Source organism: Francisella-like endosymbiont (genome assembly GCF_003069505.1).
Classification (GTDB): Bacteria; Pseudomonadota; Gammaproteobacteria; order Francisellales; family Francisellaceae; genus Francisella.
In genome coordinates this window covers 101,904-121,544 of record NZ_QAPC01000005.1, presented here as the reverse complement: position 1 = coordinate 121,544, position 19,641 = coordinate 101,904, and the positions used below count along the sequence as shown (strand labels likewise).

The following is a 19,641-nucleotide window of genomic DNA, read 5'->3' as shown; positions in this document are numbered from 1 at the left end:
ATACATCTGGTAATGTTTCTCTCACTTTTTTAAAAGTGGTAACTACTAAAGAGCAAGTAATACAAGCTTTTGACGCACCGAATATTGTGACACAAAATGCAGAAAGTGATTCAGTTTGGACATATCAAACAAACGTAACTATTGAGAATAGTTCACAAAATGAAGGCTTCTTAACTCTTATCCTTGCTGGCGGTTCTCAACAAAATAGTGGCTTTATACAATCACAAAAAACCATGACAATTATTATTACATTCAAAGGTTATGTAGTTTCCAACTTCAAATCATTATCAACAAGTTTCTAGAAAGAGCGCTTAAAAATGTTAAAAAAATCTTTAAACTTGTAATCTTGCTAATGATTATATTTTTATCTGGGTGTGCTACAAATCAAGTACTAAGCCTTACTCCTCTGCAAATCAAGCTAATGCAAATAAAAGTATTTAATGTTGATAAGTGTACAGCTTTCGATGCTACTGTAACAGTTATACAAAACCTTGATTATATAATTCAGGATACTAATTTTAACACTGGAATAATCACTGCGAAGAGTACTCAAACTGCGAATTTTTTGGGAGATACTCAATATACATAGTCTACTGCCTTTATTCAAACATATAAACAATCTGATAAAAACTCAAGTATAAGGATAAATTTTGTTATTTATAACTCTATGCCAAATCCAAACCAAAGTGGAGCTCCGATAAATACTTCTTCAGCAGTACTTGATCCACAAGCATACAAAAATGCTTTTGCAAAAATCTAACAGCAAATCTTTGTTGAAACCGGAATATTTCCTGTATTAAGCCAACCAGTTCAAGAAATTTGATAAAACCTAGTATTTAGTATTAGAAGTTATTATTATTAAAAAATTAGTTCTAAATTTTAGCTAAAAAAGAGTCTACAGATGAGTAAATGGTGGCAACAAATTGATTTAAAAGATATGTCTAGTGAACAATGGGAGTTAATCTGTGATAGATGTGGACTTTGTTGTTTAAACAAACTTCAAGATGATGAAATAGATGAAGTTTACTACACTAGAGTTAGTTGTAAACTTCTTGATATTGGCAAATGCCAATGCAGCATGTATCAAAAAAGAAAACAGCTTGTACCTGAATGTGTAAATCTAACCTACAAACAACTATAAAATCATGCTCACAAATGGTTGCCTAACAGCTGTAGCTATAAACTTTTATTTGAAAGTAAAGATTTACCTGACTGGCATCATTTAAATACTGGTTCAACAGAAGAAATGCACAAGCAGAAAAAATCAGCAAAGCATTTAGCTATTTCTGAATATGAATTAGATGTCGATGAGTATCTAGAAGACTTTATCATAAAAAATAGATAACTAAGTTAATATTTCTAGTATGTAATTCGCTTACTCTATACTATTGGGCTATAGTGATGTCTGATTTACTTGCAATTAATCCTTTCTATGAAAAAATAATTAATAATTATCTCAATAAGGGTTTTTGCATCATTGATAACTGGCTAACAACTCATGAAACCAGCAAATTAAGACAACAGCTAGAAAAGCTTTATTGCGCAAATTATTTCAAAAATCCGCTGTTGGTAATCGTTTAAATGAAAATCTCGAAAGATCAATCCGCAATGATTTTATTTTTGGCTAGACGAGACAAAATATGCGCAAGTATTTTTTGAAAAAATAAATAGCTTTATTGAGTATATTAATAAAACCTGTTTTGCTGGAATTGTTACTAAAGAATTTCATTACGCTATTTATCCTCAAGGATCATTTTACAAAAAAACACATTGATACTTTTCAAAACGATAATCGTCGCACCATATCAGTAGTTTGCTATCTTAATCAAGATTGGCAAGATTGTTTTGGTGGACAACTAAAACTATACTTAAAAAATCAAACACTAAAGGTATTTCCAACTGATGGCAAAATAATTCTTTTTGATAGTAAAAGTATTGAACATGAAGTCTTACCAGTACTTACCGAGAATAAAAGATTTAGTATTACTGGTTGGCTAAAAACTAATTAAATAAATTATCACACCTAATATCAATAACAATGAGGTATTAATAGCTCTTTTAATCGGCATCGCTGTTATAAAACTAATGCAGGCACGATTTAAAAGCCGACACCAACGCCAAAAAAACCAGTTAATGTACCAACAAAACTACTTATCAATAATGCTACTACACATCTTGGACCAATACTCTTACAAACTGATTTCTCTGATCCTGACATTACTTTCACTTTTTATTAAGCTCCAAACACCTATCAAAATCATAAGTATAGAGAAGCTTAACATTAATCATTTATCTGACAAACCTTGAGAGATATAACTACCTATTGGTGCAAAAATAATCCCTATAATAATCATTATAGCTGCAGCTATGTAGTGGATATCATACTGCTATAATTTACTACAAGACCAAAAATTGCTGTAAAACCAACCACAAACAAAGATATTATAACAGCGCTATGAAAATCTAAACCAACACCAAAAAGTAAGTAAAGGAACTGTCAAAATTGAACCACCGCCCCTGTCAGCCCTAGTACAATTCCACAGACAAATCCAAAAATTATCAAAAACATTTTATTCTTCTTCCATATCACATTTTAAATTTGCTGGAACTGCAATATCTATATAGTTTGATGGTGGTAGCTTTAAATCAGCCATTAACTTAGCGTACTCATCTGGTGATTTAACCTTTAATCTTGGATTATTTTGTCTCTCTTCCACAACACTACTACTAGTTATGCCATTATAGTCATAACCAGGATAAATAATTGTACTACCTGGTAAAGTCATTAGCTTATTCATGATGCTATCATATGCTGCATACGAGTCACCATTTTGGAAATTAGTTCTACCAGATCCTCTTATCAATAAAGTATCACCTGTAAAAAGCATATTCTCAATAATGAAACAATATGAGTCATTAGTATGACCTGGAGTATACAAAGCTTTTAGTTGATAGTCACCAAAATCTATGATATCGCCATCAAATACTTTTTTGGTTGCACACTCTGCCTTCCTTTCACTACCGATAACGATATCACAGCCAGTCTATTTTCTTAAAATCCCAGCGGCAGTAACGTGATCAGCATGGACATAAATATCTATTACATAGATCAGTTTAAGATATAGCTCGTTTAGCAGCTTAAGATACTTATTAACATTAAATATTACAGAATCTATTATGACTGCTTGTCTAGTCTGCTCACAAGCTAAAATATAAGTATAAGTATCTCTGTCGATTAGTTGTCTGAAAATCATAATTCTCCTTAGATGTAACCATCATATTATTTAAAATACTCCTTTATTTAGTAAAGGAAATTTTTTACCTGTCATACGCTAATAGTATCTTAATAATCTAAGATCATAATATAGCCACAGGCAATATTATATGCATTGTAGCCGTGTTGTTGTAACATCAAAGCGACATTATATGATTCCTGCTTTGTTTGACAATGTATATATACAGGCTTATTTTTATCAGGTTCTGATAGTCTATTATTTCAGACAAAGGTATATTTTTTGCATTTGTTAGCATACCTCGACGAGTTTCTATAATCTCTCTTACATCGATAATTTATGCATTTTGTGCTAATAACTCTTCAACTTGGATAAAAGCAACTTGCTTAAAATCACCTTTAAGCAAGTTATTGACAATATAACCTATATGGTTGACTATGTCTTTATCAGTTGAGTACGGTTGGTACATAGCATAACTCAAGATCTTGTAAATCCTCAACTGTCATCCCTGCTTTGATAGCTGTAGTAAATACATCAGATCTTTTATCAACAATTCCTCAGCCTATAACTTGTACTCCTAGCAGCTTACCTATATTTTTCTCAAATAATATTTTTGTAAAAACATTTACTGCATTTGGCATAATACTGACTCTATCAAATGGTGCAGTATAAGCGACCTCATAGTCAATATCTAAGTTATGAAACTTAATTCAAGCCTCGTTTAGAACTGTTGCAGCACCAGTATAGTTAAATATCTGAATAATAGATGAGGTAATATAGTCTTTACTTACTACCTCATAGCCATTGATATGATCTGCTATCAAACGACCTTATTTACTAGCAAGACCTGCCAAAGGCAAGTTGAAATCCTGAGCTGTAAGAGCATTTTAACCAAAATAGCATCACCAGCGGCATAGATATTTTCATCAGATGTTTGATAATTATCAATTGATAATAATATGACCAGTTTTTGCTAAATCAATACCTACTTCTTTTAGTAAGTTAGTATCTGGTGCAACACCTATAGCTAAAACAGCTAAATCTGTTTTTGTTTCTTTACAATACTCAAGTAATACTTTATCAGATTCAAAGCCGACAACTTTTTCACCAAGTAATAGCTTAACACCATTATCTAGTAGCTCTTTCTCTAAAAATTTTACCATTTCATAATCAAAAGGTCGCATAATATGATTAGCCATCTCGACTATAGTCACATTAAAACCTCTTTCTTTGAGATTCTCTGCGACCTCAACCCAGCATCAATTGCTGTTTTTGACAAGTTTTTGTTTATTAAAAATAGCTTGATAAATCTTTTTGACATCAACAACATTTCTGAGGATAAAATGCTCAATTGTCTCAAGACCCCTAAAAGGCGGTACTATCGGCTTAGCTCCGATAGCTAAGATTAATTTGTCATAACTTTCGCTATATTTTCTCACCGTTCTGGTGATTTAGAACTGTGATGAGCTTATTTACTCTATCAATAGCTATAACCTCAGAGTTTGTGTGTGTATCAATTTTATATTGTTTATAAAACTTCTCTGGAGTCATTAAAATCAACTTTTCAGCTGGCTCGATATAACCACCTAAATGATATGGCAAACCACAGTTTGAAAATGACACATGCGGACCTTTTCAAACATAATAATCACAGCTGACTCATCTAGTCTTCTCAGTCTTGCAGAAGTAGAAGCCCCTGCAGCAACTCCTCCAATGATTAGATATTTTTTAGTTATCATAAGTTCCTATTTACAATTGTTTATTTTCTTTTATTGTATGGCAAAAACTCTAACATCACTGCTAAACCATAAATCCCTGTCAATCCAACGAATAAAAGACTTGCACCAAAGAAACCACTTAAAATTGCAAAATATTGTGATACTGTAAATGAAAGCACCACACCTAAAAGCACCATAAAGCCAACAATAATTTGTACTTGGCGCATAATAGGTAGAGGTTCTTTAACATTTTTTTATGTTTGTTGCTTATGCTATTTCCAAGCATTTAATCCAGTAACTGCTTAATTTGTTTTGTTACCTAATTGACAGTGAAGAACCACTACTTCATCAGCTTTAATATCAGCATCATAGATATGATCAACAAGAATATTCTCAGCACAATCAATACACTCTCTACTATGCTCAGCAGGAGTTTTAATATCTATTAGTTTAATCTTATCTTTTTTTTGTAAATCAAGAAATTGCTTTACTGATATTTTCTCTACTTTATTCATTTTGACCTAATTACTTTAACTTTATCTAATTTAGATTTTACTAATATAAAATTTAATTTTTTTAGGATTTATCACCACAATATATACTATACAATGCTTCTAATATTTTTGTCACCGAAAGATCGTTAATACTGTAATAAACATTTTGTGCCTCTTTTCTGCATTTAACGAGGCCTTTATTTCTCAATACTGATAAATGCTGAGAAAATGCTGATTGACTCAGATTAGAGTACTCTGCTAACTCTCCTACTGTCATTTCTCTTCTGAGGAGCAAGCATAATATCAATAATCTCGACTCATGGGATATTGCCTTTAATAATGAAGAAGCTTTACTAGCATTATATTTCATCTGCATTACATCCATTTTCATAAGCCTGTTATCCCTCAAGTAATTATTATATTAGCAAATTCTAATTTAGAAAAAATGATATATGAAGAAATTATTTTAAGTTCTTAGACTATTTGTATACATCTAAAAACTTTTCTAAACTCTTCGGCATAGTATACAGTTTGGCCTTTTAATTGACCTAGTTTAGCTGACAAATCTAGAACCATAAAAACATCAGCTGGGACATCATACTCACATTTTATCTTATATTCTCTAGCAGGTTTGAAACCAAACTTTAGATAATAACTTGGATAACCTAATATAAATATTGTATCAATATTATTTTTTCTTGCTTTTTTTATAATTATTTCTATAAGCTTAGTACCAATTTCTTGATGCTGATATCTCAGTGCTACACATATTGGCGCAAGACCATATATTTTTAGCTTATTATCTTTCTCTGCAATCATTTTTGAAATAATTACTTGACCATTTATACTATTATCATCAGTTTCAGCAACTAACGATATTAAACTTTGGGATCAGAATGCAAAAGTCTAACTAGTTTCTCTTCATAACTAGTATCAAAAGCTTCAGAGCGAAAAGCGTGAATCTTGATCAGCTTTAAAAACAACTTTAATATCATCAACATCAGTAAGTGTAATTCCAGCTACTCCATATACCAAACAATACTTGTTGTTAAGTTCTTGTGTATCAATATCACTTAAATCAACAATATTTATTGTAAAAATATCCTGTTTTGCATACTCTCTAATATGATTTTCTGTTATTTACTATTTTTTTGTGGTACAAGATTTAGCTCATCAGCTTTTTTAAGCTCACCATTATTTTCTAATTTTGTAACAAAATTTATACATTTTTCAAAATTTTTATTAACCAAGAAGTTAAGTTTACTAATATATTTTTTTGAATCGCTTAAAACTAGTTCCTTGATTTTTTGATCTTGAATTGGTTTGGCTATCCTTGAACAAAGCTGATCATGCTATTGATCTTTATTAAAAACAAAATATGGCTCTTGGTCAACCTTACGTACCAATTTTAATTTTACCTTACCACAATCTGGACAAAAAATATTATCAAAATGTAATTTACTATTATATTCACTTGCTTTTATAAAGCCTTTTTTATATTACATATGGCTATTTTCACTTCTTATCTTTAAATCTTCTCAAAAAGTATATCTGATATCGGATGATTGAGATTTTGTCCACGCTTTTCAAACTTTGTCAAAGGTCGCCACTCTGGTCGTGGCACAAAGCTACTAAATTTTGACAAACTCTCAAATATCAAACTTTTTTTAAATGGCTCTTACTAATCTTGCCAATGATAAAGTATTAGTTTTTTTAGCTCAATACTTGGAAGTTGATCAACTTACAAGTATTGGTAAAGTTGTTATCTGGATAGCTATAGCTCTTAGTACATTTATTGGGTTTGCTAAAATATTAAAAAGATAGAATTTACTTCAGCTATTTTTATCACTATTTTTGTAGTAATTAATATATTAGTTAAACTTTTTTAGAACAGCACCTTACTCCAACCTAATTTTTCTCTTAGAGTGTCATAATAGTTATAACCTTTTGTATACAAGACTGTAACTTTCTTCCGCGCTTTCTGGATAGTTACTTTCTGATGAGCTTTGAGTATAGTATCATGTCTACCATCAATACTCAAAACTGGTTTAGGGTCATTATATTCGGTTATATAAATATCAATAATACTTTCATCTGAGATAACTAACGGCCTACTATTTAATGAATGTGAACATATTGGTACCAAAACTACACTATTTTGATTAGGATTTAAAATTGGTCCACCAGCTGACATTGCATGTGCTGTTGAACCAGTAGGTGTAGAGACAATAAGTCCATCACCTTTTTGATCAAAAGCATACCTCCCATCAATAAACACTTTCAGGCCAAACATCAAACCTCTACTAGCTGTTATTGCTATTTCATTTAAGGCGATAGATGCCTCTAATGGTGCGCGTAAATTATTATCAACATGACACTTTAGCATACTCATCTTTGTCATTGAGCTATCACCCTTTAATATTGCATAAAGATCATTTTTTAACGCATTATCATTTGCAGCAAGAGTTGTCAAAAAACCTAGTTTGCCTTTATTTATGCCTATAACTGGAATATTACTATACAAAGCTAAAACTCTAGATGCTTTAAGAAAATTACCATCTCCACCAACTACTATAGCAACATCACACCTTAACGCAATCTCTTTTAGGCTTGCAGTGGCAATATTTATAAGTGAAGTATCAGCTGCTGTATCATTTTCTATAGTCATTTCTAAGTTTTGTTGCTGTAAAAAAACGTATAAGATTTCAATCATTTGACTTACTTCTTTTTTATAATGCTTACCAATAATTGCAACCTTATTATATTTAAAAACCATCTTTTATATACTTTAAAACAAACTTGAATGTATTATAGCAAAAAGACTTGTTAGCATAATAATCGTTTAACTTATATTTACAAACAAAAATAAATTATAGTTTTATTTAAACAAATATAAGTTGCTCAACGCTACTGATATATTTAAAATAACTAACAAAATAGTTATAAGCACATTAACTCTATGGATAAAAAAGATAAGCTAACAAGTATAATAATACCAGTCAAAGATGAATCAGAAGGCATAGAGCATTTGTTTACTAGACTTATGCCAATCCTTAAAAAACTTCCAACCAAGTACGAACTTGTATTTATAAATGATGGTAGTAATGATAATACTCTTGAACTACTTTTAGAAAAACAAAAAAACATCCCTGAGATTGCTGTAGTTGATTTATCACGCAATTTTGGTAAAGAAGCAGCCTTGTTCGCTGGTTTTTCAAACTGTAAAGGTGATGCTGCAATATCAATAGATGCTGATCTACAGGATCCACCAGAGCTTATTTTAGAAATGGTACATCATTGGTTAGATGGCTATGAGGTTGTAACCGCTGTTAGAGAAAATCGTGATACAGATACTTCAACTAAAAAACACACTGCCGGGCTTTTCTACAAAGTTATGAATAGAATCAGTGATACTAAACTAACTCCTAATGCTGGTGACTATAGATTGTTAAATAGAGCTGCTGTTAATGCTTTTTTAGAACTCAAAGAGAAAATACGCTTTAATAAAGGGCTACTTACTTGGATAGGTTTTAAAGAAAAATAGTTTATCACGCTAGAGAAGAAAGAGCTGCTGGGCAAACTAAATGGAATTATTGGAAGCTATTTAAGTTTTCTATAGATGGTATCACCAGTTTTAGTCGTGCTCCTCTAGAGATATGGTCATATATTGGTGTTTTTGTCGCACTTATAAGTTTTATCTATGGTTCTATAATAGTTCTAAAATCACTATTATTCGGTGCTGATGTTCCAGGTTACCCATCATTAGTGACCTTTATATTATTTTTTAGTGGTTTACAAATGATAGGTATTGGGATGCTAGGTAGTTATATAGGAAGAATATTTATCGAAACAAAGCGCAGACCACTATATATTATTCGTCAAGTACATAGAGTAAAAGATAAGTAAGAACTCTAAACTAAGCTTTCAATCTAATACCTTTCTCAAGTAAATACCAACATAGATAGTATAATAAAAATGTTAAAATAATTATCGCTGCAAATGCAAAATATGGATTAACTGTAGAGACACCTATAAAACCATATCTAACAAAATCAACTATGTAAAATAACGGATTACAAGATGATAAAACATACCAAAAGCCAGTTAAATTATTTATATTATAAAATACTCCACCTAAATAGATAAGTGGTATAAGTATAAATGTAGGAAATATTGTAGTATCATCAAACTTTTGTGAAAATATCGCATTTATCAAACCACCTAGAGAGAATAAAGCACCACAAAATATAAAGCCAGCTAAAACCAAAGTTACATTGTGTATAGTAGTAAAGCCGCCTAATAGAAATGCTGCTATACTAACAAGCATTCCAACAATAAAACCTCTAAATATACCACCAGAAATATATCCTAGCACTATCACATGATTACTAACAGGTGATACTAACAACTCTTCTATAGCTTTACTAAAACGAATACCAAAGAAAGAGCTGACAACATTACCATATGAGTTTTGAATCACTGCCATAATTATAAGACCAGGAGTAATAAACTGCATATAAGTAACCCCATCTCCCATACTACCTATACGCGATCCGACAACATTGCCAAAAATCAGAAAATATAAAACTATTGTTATCACCGAAGGAATTAAAGTTTGTGGCCATATTCTAAAGACCCTTTTACACTCACGATTAAAAATTGTTATGTATGTTATCCAATAATCTCTTAAATTCATAAATTTGCCTATTTATTTTTTACTACTTCAATAAATAACTTCTCTAATTTAGCTGCTTTTGTACGCACATCTAAAACATCTAAATGATACTTGCTACTTAGTTCAGCAAATATTTGATTAAGTACTATCCCTTTTGAAACCTCAACCTCGATTGTATAATCATCAACACGCTTAACCTCACCTAAGTCAAGTTTTATCTTTTGCTGACATTTCTCTTTAAGGTCAAAAATATAAGTATGTTTATCTGCTGATTTTAAGAAAGTCTTCATATCTGTATTAACACATAACTTACCCTTGTTAATAAGCGCGAGATGTTTACACATCGATTCAGCTTCTTCTAGATAGTGAGTTGTCAAAATTATTGTCAAACCTTCTCTATGAAATTCTGAAATCATCTCCCACAACGAATTTCTAAGCTCAACATCAACTCCTGCGGTTGGCTCATCTAAGATTAATAGCTTTGGTTTGTGAATTAGCGCACGCACCACCATTAACCTTCTTTTCATTCCTCCAGATAAAAATCTTACTTGGGTATTGCGCTTATCATAAAGACCAACTTTTTTAGTAACTTTTCTGCATACACAATTGCTTCTTTTTTAACAATCCCAAAAAATCCTGCTTGGGTAATGAGTATATCTATTGGCTTTTCAAAGATATTAAGGTTTATTTCTTGAGTCATTACACCCAGGTGCTTTCTAGCTTGGATATAATCAGTATCTATATTGTGACCAAAAATCTTGATTTGACCAGATGTTTTATTTATAAGTGAGGATATCATTCCTAGGATTGTCGACTTACCAGCGCCATTTTGTCCCAAAAGTGCAAAAAAATCACCTTTTTTGACTTCAAAACTGATATCATCAACAGCCTTCAAACCACCTTTATAAACTTTGGTAAGATTTTTTATTTCTAATGCTTTTTGGTTATCCATAATCATTAATCTATATTAAAAATATATATTAGCATATTATAACATTGCTAGATAATCATTAACATTAAGATTTATTTAAATAATTTGAGTACAAAATGTAACTATACAAAATATCGCGTTTTGATTATAAGCAAAATACTTGCATCAACAACAATTATAAATATTGGTCTAACTAATTTTGAACCATTTAAAATAAACATTCTTGAGCCAGCGATACCACCAAAGAAACTTCTTATTGCCATTAAAAGTCCAAAAGTGATATTAACCTGTCCTGACAACAAAAAAACAGTCAGAGAAAAAACATTACTTTTTAAATTAAGCATCTTAGCATAACCTGAGACTCGCAAAAATATATAGCCAAGAAAATATACAATTGCAATAATCCAGAAATTACCCGTACCAGGTCCAAAAAAATCATAATAAGCACCTAAAACAAAACCAAATAGATTTAAAAAGCTACTTCTGACATTCTTTTTTTGCCCTGAGCTACTCTAAGATTTTTGTTAACGATACTAAAAATAAAAACAATAATTAGCAGTATCGGCACAATATTATTCATAAAATCATTATGTATCAGTAAAGTCGCAGTGCTCACAACAAGAACCTATAAAACCTGCCACCAAACCTCCTACTAATGTTTTTATATCAATAAGACTACTTTTTATAGTATTTAAGAACTGCCATACCTGTACTACTAGCTTGAAACTTATTTGTTCCTAAGACAGTAACGATCGGTAAACCTGTCAAACTTAATGCTGGAATACTAATTAACCTCCATCACCTGCTATGGCATCGATAAAACTTGCCAAAAAGGCCATTTATATAATAAAGATACATAAGATATACAAATGTTCCGCAAAGAAATGTTGCATCATAATCTCCCAAAATTAATAGTCAACCAGATAGTATAGGATTAGTCGTAAAAGTAACCCAATACCTTGTATTTTTAGCGATAAATAAATGTTGCCTTTGTTTGAGATTATGGTACTTATTTTCTAGTTTAAGTTACGGCTTGACCTCTTAATACCACAACCCATTCATCATGAGCTTGTACATATGGCTGGTCGACTGGAGTTACTTGCTCATAGAAAATTATTTTTTCAATATGGATATCATCACTTTTAAGTAAATCAGTAAATATTTCTTGATTAGAGTTTTTAGGTTCTAAATCATAGATACTAGTGCTAGTTTGTTTAGTCATATTCAGCTACTTATATGGTTTACCATCGCTATACTAACAATCATCAGTAACCTTAATAACAACACTGAAAAATTGCTAGCAACTGGATATTAGCACAAAATTTATCTGATATTTAAAAACCTAATCTTAAAATTTGAAAATTTCACAAGTATTTTGATAAGTCTGTGTTACTACTTGCTGGTAAGATATAGCTTTTAAATCAGCCAAAAACTGTGCCACATATTTCACATATTCTGGATAGTTTGGTTTTCCACGTAACGGTACTGGTGTTAGATACGGAGCATCTGTTTCGATAAGGATTCTGTCTAATGGTAATTTTTTTGCTGTTTCTTGAATATCTTTAGCATTTTTAAAAGTCAAAATTCCTGAAAAAGATATATACATCCCGATATCTAGAGCTTTTTTTGCCATATCGTAGTCTTCTGTGAAACAATGTAAAATCCCACCACATTTTTCGATACCTTCAGCTTTTAAAATAGTTAATGTATCTTGTTTCGCCGCTCGAGTATGTACAATTACAGGCTTATTTACTTGATTAGCTGCTTGGATATGTCTAGCAAATTTATTTATTTGTGCTCTTTTAGTATCGCTAGCATTATAGTAATAGTCTAAGCCTGTCTCGCCAATAGCAACACATTTTTGATGTTGTGATCGTGCTATAATCTCATCAACACTTGGCTGATATGTATCTAATTCACTAGGATGTACCCCTACAGAAAAATAAACATCGCTATAATCTTCAGTTATTTTCTGTATATCCTCAATTTCATGCCATGCTACTGCTATTGAGACAATTTTATCAATACCGACATTTTTTGCATTATTAATAACTTGCTCAAGAGTTATATCCTCAAGCTTTAAATAATTAAGATGACAATGTGAATCTATTACCATAATTTATCAAATATATTGTATCTGTGAGTATTATAAATTATTCGTAGTATAAAAACTATTTACAAAGTTGTTAGATAACTAGGCTTTTTCACTAATAATTATCCATTCTCAAAGCTATCCATACTACCATTATAATCTGAACTACAGCACTAGTAACTACTATACAGAAATATGCCTCCTCAAATATTTGTAACCAATGATGATAGATTACATAGTTATGATAAATATCATAAACTAATGTAAAAATAGTTAATACAATAGCCGAAGAAATCATATTGCCAGAATTCTTTATTGTGTTAAAACTATCTAATTTCTCATAATCAATTACTGAGTACATACTGTATTTGATGAGGTTTGATACATTCCTAATACAAAATTATATACCATAGCAACGGTACAAAAAGTTATATAACTATAATGAATATCAAAAATTATAGATATTAACATCACTACTGTTATAACAGCTAACCCTAGTATCATACAAATCTTATAACCATAGATATATAGTTTTTTAGTAATACTTTTTGACACAATCGTCACCAACATCAAAGATACTGACATAATCAATATATAGTGTTTAGGTGACTTAAGTGATACAAAACTACAGACCAAGCAAAAAATATCTAATATGTAGTTAATCGACAAAAAAAGTTTGACATAAAAGAGACTCTAAAGTCCTTATTTAAAATATATACTAATAAGATTGATTATTGGATTTTTTATTTTGTTGTAACTAAAAGCATAATAAAGATATGAAAATTATTATAAGCATAGTTAAAACAAGTTTTGTTGTTATAGCCACATTTTTTAGAAATATTTCACTTAGTATAAAAAGCGTTGATATCGATAACCCAAGTAATGTAAGACCAACAAAATCAATTTTCTTATTTTGGCTGTTGTGCTTTTCATCAGGAAAGTATTTATATATGGCTATCACAGTAAAACAGGCAAATAGCACTTGCATCAAAAATGCCAAACGCCATGATTCAGCAGAGATTGAAGCAAAAATACTACCTAAAACTTGACCTGCGATAGCCATTATTAATGTATAGTTAGATAATGATGCTGTGTGCCCTCCAACATATTTTCAGAAAATTTTAAATATGCTAGCCCGGCAACTGGCGCAGAGAAGGCTGCAAATAAACCTTGGATGCCCCTAAAAGTAAATAACTCAACATTAGATGTTGCTAAACCATAAAGTAAAGAAAATAATCCAAATCCAGATGCTGTAAAAATAAGCGTATTTTTATAACCTATTTTCTCAGCTATCCAAGAACTAAGTGGTAAAAACATTTCCATAATGATCATAGATACTAATCCCTATCTTTATGTACAGGATTAGTATCAAGACTTTCTGTAATCGTAGGTAAGATATTATTCATAACTGTAGTATCAATAAGATCCATACCCATGATGGTCATTATTGCCATCACCACAATATTAAAATTAATTTTCTTCATTTATTTTGCTTAAGTGTTATATTACTAATACTAAATTTAACTTATTTAAAAAATATAATATTATTTTTATTAAAATATCTAAGTTGAGTCCTTAAATACTCTTGATATTAAACTGACTACTTCTGTTAAAAATACATACTTCTAGAATGATTATTCTAAGCACTTGATAAACGAAGCCATAAATAATTAAAACCAAAACTCTCATATATGACAGATAAAACTAAATAAATTGGTATTAAAAGTAGACTTAAGAATTTTACTCTGCATGACTTATGAAATAACTCAACACTATATTAAGAAATTTAATAATGATCATTTAAAAACATTATAAAGCCATATAGGAATTAAATTTTGTTTTGTATAATAACTACATTCCTAATTTAAGTATTATTAGTTATCATTCTATTTATAATGATTAAAATTTTAGACTCGAAATGTCTGGTGTTGTATGTTATACTCATTACTCATTTAATGATTATAGGCCATAATAGAATTCCTATAGTTAGTTGGATGCAATCTCAAGCAAAAGAAAGTTTAACTCATGCAATAGCTGTTGGAGAAATGATAACTCATTTTGGTGAGCACCCATCTTTAAAAATAGCAGACTTAATAAAAACTTATCAGCACAATATTAATGATATATTAATTGAAAGTCTAAAACATGAAAAAAAGCTGTTTCAACCTACTATGAACTTCTAAAGCTTGTAAATGTAAAATTAATAATACTAGAAGAATATGCTAGAAAATTAATAGTTGAGGAAGAAACTCATATTGGTGAAGTAGAAAAAATGTTAAGAAAGCCTATCTATTTGTTATTATTTTTATCTAACTTTAGAGATAACCTATCATCTAAATAAAGGCTATTTTGTTAGAGTGTTATCTGCTCTTTAACTCTTTATCAATGGTATTTTTAAACATATTTACATACTCAAAAACAGAAAATAGACAAATATAAATACAGTATGTAAATTTGTCAAATGTTATAATGTTTTTTAATGGTACTAGCTGGGATTAAAAGACCACTTAAAAGCATTTATTTTAATAGTTTTGGGATTGTTTGGGAATAATACGAAAAAAAGTTAAATGGTGCCGGAGGCCGGACTCGAACCGGCACTCTGTTGCCAGAACCGGATTTTGAATCCGGCGCGTCTACCAATTTCACCACTCCGGCAAGAAGTGATTATAAATCTTCAGGCCAATTATCAATTGCTGTACCCAAAAATAAGCCAAGCTCAGATAACTTGTCTTTGATTTCTGTTAATGATTTTTTACCAAAATTTGGCGCTTTAAGAAGTTCATTTTCTGTCTTCTGTACTAGTTCACCAATTAATCTAATATTTACTGCTTTCAAGCAGTTAGAAGATCTAGCCGTTAGATTTAATTCATCGACATGTTTTAATAGTAAAGGATTTATATCTTTAGTAGGATCTTCTACAAAAATACCCTTATTAATCTCTTCAACATCTACGATATTTCTTAACTGATTTTGGATTTTAGTAGCTGCTAGCCTTAGTACTTCTTCACAGCTTACATTACCATTAGTCTTAATATTAAGCTCAAGTTTATCAAGGTCTGTACGTCTACCGACACGAGCATCTTTAATCTCAAAATCACAAAAAGCAACTGGTGAGAAAGTCCCATCTAGAAGGAATTCACCGTCTTTAAAATTATCCTGTACAGGTCTAAAGCCTACTCCTTTTTCAACCTTAGCTTCGATTTTTAGCTTTTTACCACCATTATAACTACATATAAATACTTCTTCTGTTATAGTTAAACCTTCAGATAATTTTGCTTCCTCTGAGAAAACTTCTTCTTCTGAACCTGATAATTCAAAAGTTATCGTACCCGAATCAACTCCATCTGCTAAAGTCACAGGAAGAGATTTGACATTTAGAATAATATCAGCAACTGTCTCATCACATGGAATCACATCTTCTAAAGAAGTAACTTTACCGTCATTAATTTTTATACTAGTAACACATGCACCAGTAATAGAGTAAAGCATATTTTGCTTAAGAGCAAACCCAAGTGTATAACCCACCCCTCTCTCTAGGGCTTCAAAAGAAAACTTAGTAGCATTTTTAGCATATTTATCAATTTTAATATTAGTAGGATGTAGTAAATTTTCTAATGCCATAGCAGTTTAAAACCTAGTTATATTATTACATATATAGTTTAATTCTAAAGATTATAACATATAAATACAAAAATTTAATAACTTAATTTTATAGCTTCTTGATTTTGTTTATACTATCAAGCTTAGTTTTTATCTTTACTTCAAACCCACTTGTTGAAGGTTGATAAAAATTTTGTATGATATCATCTGGCAAATATTGTTGAATAACATATGAGTTTGGGTAATTATGTGGGTAAAGGTAGTTACTATCCTTATAGTTTTTAAGATGCTGTGGCACTTCTATGTTACCTAAGCTTTTAACAAGCTGTTGAACTTGTGCTAATGCTTTATAACAAGCATTACTCTTTGGCGCTACCGCTAAATAAATAGCTGCTTGCGCTAACACTAATCTTCCCTCTGGTAAACCTAGCTTTTCATAGGCATTCCAAGCATCTATCGCTACTCTTAGCGCTTGCGGATCAGCATTACCAATATCTTCAGAGGCAATACATAGCATTCTTCTAGCAATAACTAATGGATCAACACCATTATCTAACATTACACTTAACCAAAAAATAGCTGCATCAGGATCGGTTCCTCGCACAGATTTATGAAAAGCCGATAATTGCTCATAAAACTTCTTGCCCTCACGATGAAAATCTCGTGAAGCCTCACCTAATGCTTGATCGAAAAGCTCTTTATTTAGATAAATTTCATCGTCTCTAGCACTAATCAAAAACATTCTCTCAAGTAGATTTAAAATCTTACGGCAATCACCTTCACTATAATTATGGATAGCATTATATAAACTATCATCAATTTTGAATTTATGTTTCGCTAGCACCTCATCTTGTGATAACGCTTTTTGGACAAGTTTTTGAGTAGCTGTTATGCTTAATCTTTTAAGGCGTAAAATAAACAGCCGCGAAACTAAAGCATCGTTTAAATAATATGTTGGATTCTCTGTAGTAGCACCAATTAAAATAATTTTACCTGACTCAACATAAGGCAAAAGTAAATCTTGTTGTGATTTATTAAAACGATGAATCTCATCTAGAAATAACACAAAACTATCTAAATGTTGATTATCTACTATTAATTTTTTAACATCTTTAACACCTGAATCAACCGCTGATAACTCAAAAAACTCTAGTTTTTTTGAGCTTGCAATAATTCTAGCCAAGCTTGTCTTACCAACTCCTGGTTTTCCATACAGTACTAAAGAACAAATTCCATCACCAGCAAGTATTTTTGTTAAAATACCATCTTGTGCTAATAAATGTTCTTGACCTACTATTTCACCAATAATTTGAGGTCTTATTCTTGCTGCTAATGGAATGTATTTCATTTTAATCCTTTAGGTAATAACTCTACCTAACCTCCTCTATGATAAAGGAGTATTTCATCTCACCTATCTCTCGCTAAGAGAGACAGCAAGAGAGTTTATTTAATCACAATCTATATTTACTTTTAACAAGCTCGTAAAGCATACCCTCACGCACAGCACCATTTGAAAGCTTCATTTGAGAAATGTCTAAACAGTCAAATATTGTATATAAAATAACAACACCACCAGCAAGTACACTTTCACGATCTTCTCTAAGACCTTTAAAACTGATATTTTCGACTTGACGCTTATCCATCATCATCGTTATCAGATTATTAAGAAACTCTCTAGTAATAGTAGTGTCACCGGTAAGTTCTTGACAAATATTTGTAACCGAAATAATTGTTCCAGAAGAACCCAGAACAGTACTCCAGCCTATTCTCCTATATTTATATAGGATTGGTGCAATTATTTCTCTAGCTTTAGTTGCTGCTGCATGAAAATTAGCAAAATCAAGCTTTTCATTCGCAAAAAAGTCCTTCTGCATACCAACACAGCCTATATCTAAACTACGCGCAATTAATATCTTATCACCTCTACCAACTACAAATTCTGTCGAGCCGCCGCCAATATCTATAACTAGTGTTTTTTGTTTAATATCATGATTATATCTAGCTCCAACATAGACAAGCCTCGCTTCCTCCGGACCTGAAATAATCTTAATCTTAGCACCAAGCGCCTTATCTAACTTCTTTTTAAAACCTTTTATATTATTTTTTGCTTTTCTAAGAGTATATGTACCTACAGCACGAACATACTCAACTTTGTATTTTTTGATTTCTTGTGCAAAGAATTCAAGACATTGAATAGCTCTCTCTTGGGCATCCTTACTAATTGTTAGATTATTATTAAGACCAGCCCTTAGTTGCACTTTCTGCTTCTGCTTAGATAATGTAACAACCTCGCCATCAGGCTTGATTTCACTTATAAGCATATGAAAACTATTTGAACCTAAATCTACTGTTGCTACTATCTTTGACATATAAAACAAAAGCTTATTTCTTAACTACTCACCATTATAAAAAAATATCTGTAAAATAGCTAAAAAAATTTGTCTAAGAAGTTTTTTTGTTTATAATAACTAGCAATTAGTTTAACTTCTTATAGAATTGTCAAATATACAGCAGTAGATTCTGCTTAATTAGTTTTAAAATCAAAAAAACTTAAAGGAAAGTCAAAGCATGTCAAAATGTATCGATATATCATATAGTCAATTTGAGAATGAAGTAGTAAATAGTGATATCCCAGTATTGTTAGATTTTTGGGCACCATGGTGCGGTCCTTGTAAAATGCTTGCTCCAATACTTGACCAAGTTGCAGAGCACTACGATGACAAAATCAAAGTATGCAAAATAAATATCGATGATAATGAAGAGACAGCAACGAAATTTGGTGTGCGTGGCGTACCTACACTTATGGTTTTCAAAGATGGTGAAAACAAAGAAACTAAAGTTGGTGTAGTACAAAAGACTCAGTTAATCTCAATCGTAGACAAATATCTATAATTAGTT

General features: G+C 30.8%; 14 protein-coding genes, 1 tRNA gene and 16 pseudogenes. 8 read left to right on the top strand and 23 right to left on the bottom strand.

The annotated features are described in order from the left end of the window. Positions 1-35 precede the first annotated feature (35 nt). The 4 genes and pseudogenes from C9379_RS08005 (at position 36) to C9379_RS07990 (ending at position 2,009) form a co-directional block, all read left to right on the top strand. Positions 36-302 (top strand): hypothetical protein, encoded by a 267-nt coding sequence (locus tag C9379_RS08005; RefSeq protein ID WP_318263445.1) that lies wholly within the window; start codon positions 36-38, stop codon positions 300-302. Between the two features lie 50 nt (positions 303-352). After that, positions 353-823, top strand: a pseudogene (locus tag C9379_RS08000) (hypothetical protein). Positions 824-901: 78 nt separating this feature from the next. Further along, a pseudogene (locus tag C9379_RS07995) lies at positions 902-1,345 on the top strand (YcgN family cysteine cluster protein). 56 nt (positions 1,346-1,401) lie between these two features. Then, positions 1,402-2,009, top strand: a pseudogene (locus C9379_RS07990) (2OG-Fe(II) oxygenase). Positions 2,010-2,012: 3 nt separating this feature from the next. Here the strand turns inward: C9379_RS07990 and C9379_RS07985 are convergent. The 8 genes and pseudogenes from C9379_RS07985 to trmB all read right to left on the bottom strand — a co-directional run. Next, positions 2,013-2,569, bottom strand: a pseudogene (locus C9379_RS07985) (sulfite exporter TauE/SafE family protein); the annotation flags it as partial. A 1-nt stretch (position 2,570) separates the two neighbouring features. After that, positions 2,571-3,254 (bottom strand): annotated as a pseudogene (locus tag C9379_RS07980) (MBL fold metallo-hydrolase). 89 nt (positions 3,255-3,343) lie between these two features. Beyond that, positions 3,344-4,969: pseudogene (locus C9379_RS07975) on the bottom strand (FAD-dependent oxidoreductase). 23 nt (positions 4,970-4,992) lie between these two features. Then, positions 4,993-5,466: pseudogene (locus C9379_RS07970) on the bottom strand (rhodanese-like domain-containing protein). 61 nt (positions 5,467-5,527) lie between these two features. After that, positions 5,528-5,830 carry an ArsR/SmtB family transcription factor gene (locus tag C9379_RS07965; RefSeq protein ID WP_143385308.1) on the bottom strand — a complete coding sequence of 101 codons (303 nt, stop codon included), beginning with the start codon at positions 5,828-5,830 and terminating at the stop codon, positions 5,528-5,530. Between the two features lie 89 nt (positions 5,831-5,919). Then, a pseudogene (locus C9379_RS07960) lies at positions 5,920-6,446 on the bottom strand (GNAT family N-acetyltransferase). Next, a pseudogene (locus C9379_RS07955) lies at positions 6,391-6,929 on the bottom strand (hypothetical protein); the annotation flags it as partial. The pseudogenes C9379_RS07955 and C9379_RS07960, both read right to left, overlap by 56 nt. A 44-nt stretch (positions 6,930-6,973) precedes the next feature. Beyond that, a pseudogene (trmB, locus tag C9379_RS07950) lies at positions 6,974-7,081 on the bottom strand (tRNA (guanosine(46)-N7)-methyltransferase TrmB); the annotation flags it as partial. On the opposite strand from trmB, the pseudogene C9379_RS07945 reads away from it, so the two are divergent. Continuing rightward, a pseudogene (locus C9379_RS07945) lies at positions 7,080-7,334 on the top strand (LysE family translocator); the annotation flags it as partial. The pseudogenes trmB and C9379_RS07945 overlap by 2 nt on opposite strands. Here the strand turns inward: C9379_RS07945 and C9379_RS07940 are convergent. Then, on the bottom strand, positions 7,331-8,221 hold the full coding sequence (locus tag C9379_RS07940; RefSeq protein ID WP_143385235.1) for an NAD(+)/NADH kinase: 891 nt from the start codon (positions 8,219-8,221) through the stop codon (positions 7,331-7,333). The pseudogene C9379_RS07945 and the gene C9379_RS07940 sit on opposite strands and share 4 nt — an antisense overlap. A 183-nt stretch (positions 8,222-8,404) precedes the next feature. Between C9379_RS07940 and C9379_RS07935 the strand changes: the two are divergent. Then, positions 8,405-9,351: pseudogene (locus C9379_RS07935) on the top strand (glycosyltransferase family 2 protein). Between the two features lie 10 nt (positions 9,352-9,361). Here C9379_RS07935 and C9379_RS07930 read toward each other — a convergent pair. From C9379_RS07930 to C9379_RS07885, 10 genes and pseudogenes are all read right to left on the bottom strand, one after another. Beyond that, positions 9,362-10,141 (bottom strand): ABC transporter permease, encoded by a 780-nt coding sequence (locus C9379_RS07930; RefSeq protein ID WP_143385236.1) that lies wholly within the window; start codon positions 10,139-10,141, stop codon positions 9,362-9,364. Between the two features lie 8 nt (positions 10,142-10,149). Next, positions 10,150-11,072: pseudogene (locus C9379_RS07925) on the bottom strand (ABC transporter ATP-binding protein). Between the two features lie 101 nt (positions 11,073-11,173). Continuing rightward, a pseudogene (locus C9379_RS07920) lies at positions 11,174-11,890 on the bottom strand (TSUP family transporter). Positions 11,891-11,943: 53 nt separating this feature from the next. After that, positions 11,944-12,273: pseudogene (locus tag C9379_RS08935) on the bottom strand (cupin domain-containing protein). Between the two features lie 126 nt (positions 12,274-12,399). Then, positions 12,400-13,167, bottom strand: coding sequence for a TatD family hydrolase (locus C9379_RS07910; protein WP_143385237.1), 768 nt, complete (start codon positions 13,165-13,167; stop codon positions 12,400-12,402). A 91-nt stretch (positions 13,168-13,258) separates the two neighbouring features. Then, positions 13,259-13,504, bottom strand: a complete 246-nt coding sequence (locus C9379_RS07905) for a hypothetical protein (protein WP_318263447.1) — start codon at positions 13,502-13,504, stop codon at positions 13,259-13,261. Next, on the bottom strand, positions 13,492-13,698 hold the full coding sequence (locus C9379_RS07900) for a hypothetical protein (protein ID WP_318263448.1): 207 nt from the start codon (positions 13,696-13,698) through the stop codon (positions 13,492-13,494). Before C9379_RS07900 ends, C9379_RS07905 begins: the two co-directional genes overlap by 13 nt. Positions 13,699-13,900: 202 nt before the next feature. After that, positions 13,901-14,206, bottom strand: coding sequence for a hypothetical protein (locus C9379_RS07895; protein WP_318263449.1), 306 nt, complete (start codon positions 14,204-14,206; stop codon positions 13,901-13,903). Positions 14,207-14,208: 2 nt separating this feature from the next. Next, a complete protein-coding gene (locus C9379_RS07890; protein WP_318263450.1) occupies positions 14,209-14,475 on the bottom strand; it encodes a hypothetical protein in 267 nt (88 codons plus the stop codon). 5 nt (positions 14,476-14,480) lie between these two features. After that, on the bottom strand, positions 14,481-14,627 hold the full coding sequence (locus C9379_RS07885) for a hypothetical protein (protein WP_318263451.1): 147 nt from the start codon (positions 14,625-14,627) through the stop codon (positions 14,481-14,483). A 428-nt stretch (positions 14,628-15,055) separates the two neighbouring features. On the opposite strand from C9379_RS07885, the pseudogene C9379_RS07880 reads away from it, so the two are divergent. Continuing rightward, a pseudogene (locus C9379_RS07880) lies at positions 15,056-15,484 on the top strand (ferritin-like domain-containing protein); the annotation flags it as partial. Positions 15,485-15,711: 227 nt separating this feature from the next. Here the strand turns inward: C9379_RS07880 and C9379_RS07875 are convergent. The 4 genes from C9379_RS07875 to C9379_RS07860 all read right to left on the bottom strand — a co-directional run bounded on the left by C9379_RS07875 (position 15,712) and on the right by C9379_RS07860 (position 19,112). Beyond that, positions 15,712-15,798, bottom strand: a tRNA-Leu gene (locus C9379_RS07875). A gap of 9 nt (positions 15,799-15,807) precedes the next feature. Then, complete coding sequence (locus C9379_RS07870) at positions 15,808-16,764, bottom strand: DNA-directed RNA polymerase subunit alpha (protein WP_143385238.1); 957 nt, start codon at positions 16,762-16,764, stop codon at positions 15,808-15,810. Positions 16,765-16,852: 88 nt separating this feature from the next. Beyond that, the gene (locus C9379_RS07865) at positions 16,853-18,091 is read right to left on the bottom strand and encodes an AAA family ATPase (protein ID WP_143385239.1); all 1,239 of its coding nucleotides are present in this window, start codon (positions 18,089-18,091) and stop codon (positions 16,853-16,855) included. Between the two features lie 103 nt (positions 18,092-18,194). Continuing rightward, a complete protein-coding gene (locus C9379_RS07860; protein ID WP_143385240.1) occupies positions 18,195-19,112 on the bottom strand; it encodes a Ppx/GppA phosphatase family protein in 918 nt (305 codons plus the stop codon). 199 nt (positions 19,113-19,311) lie between these two features. On the opposite strand from C9379_RS07860, the gene trxA reads away from it, so the two are divergent. Next, the gene (gene trxA, locus C9379_RS07855; RefSeq protein WP_143385241.1) at positions 19,312-19,635 is read left to right on the top strand and encodes a thioredoxin; all 324 of its coding nucleotides are present in this window, start codon (positions 19,312-19,314) and stop codon (positions 19,633-19,635) included. The last annotated feature ends 6 nt before the right edge of the window (positions 19,636-19,641 follow it).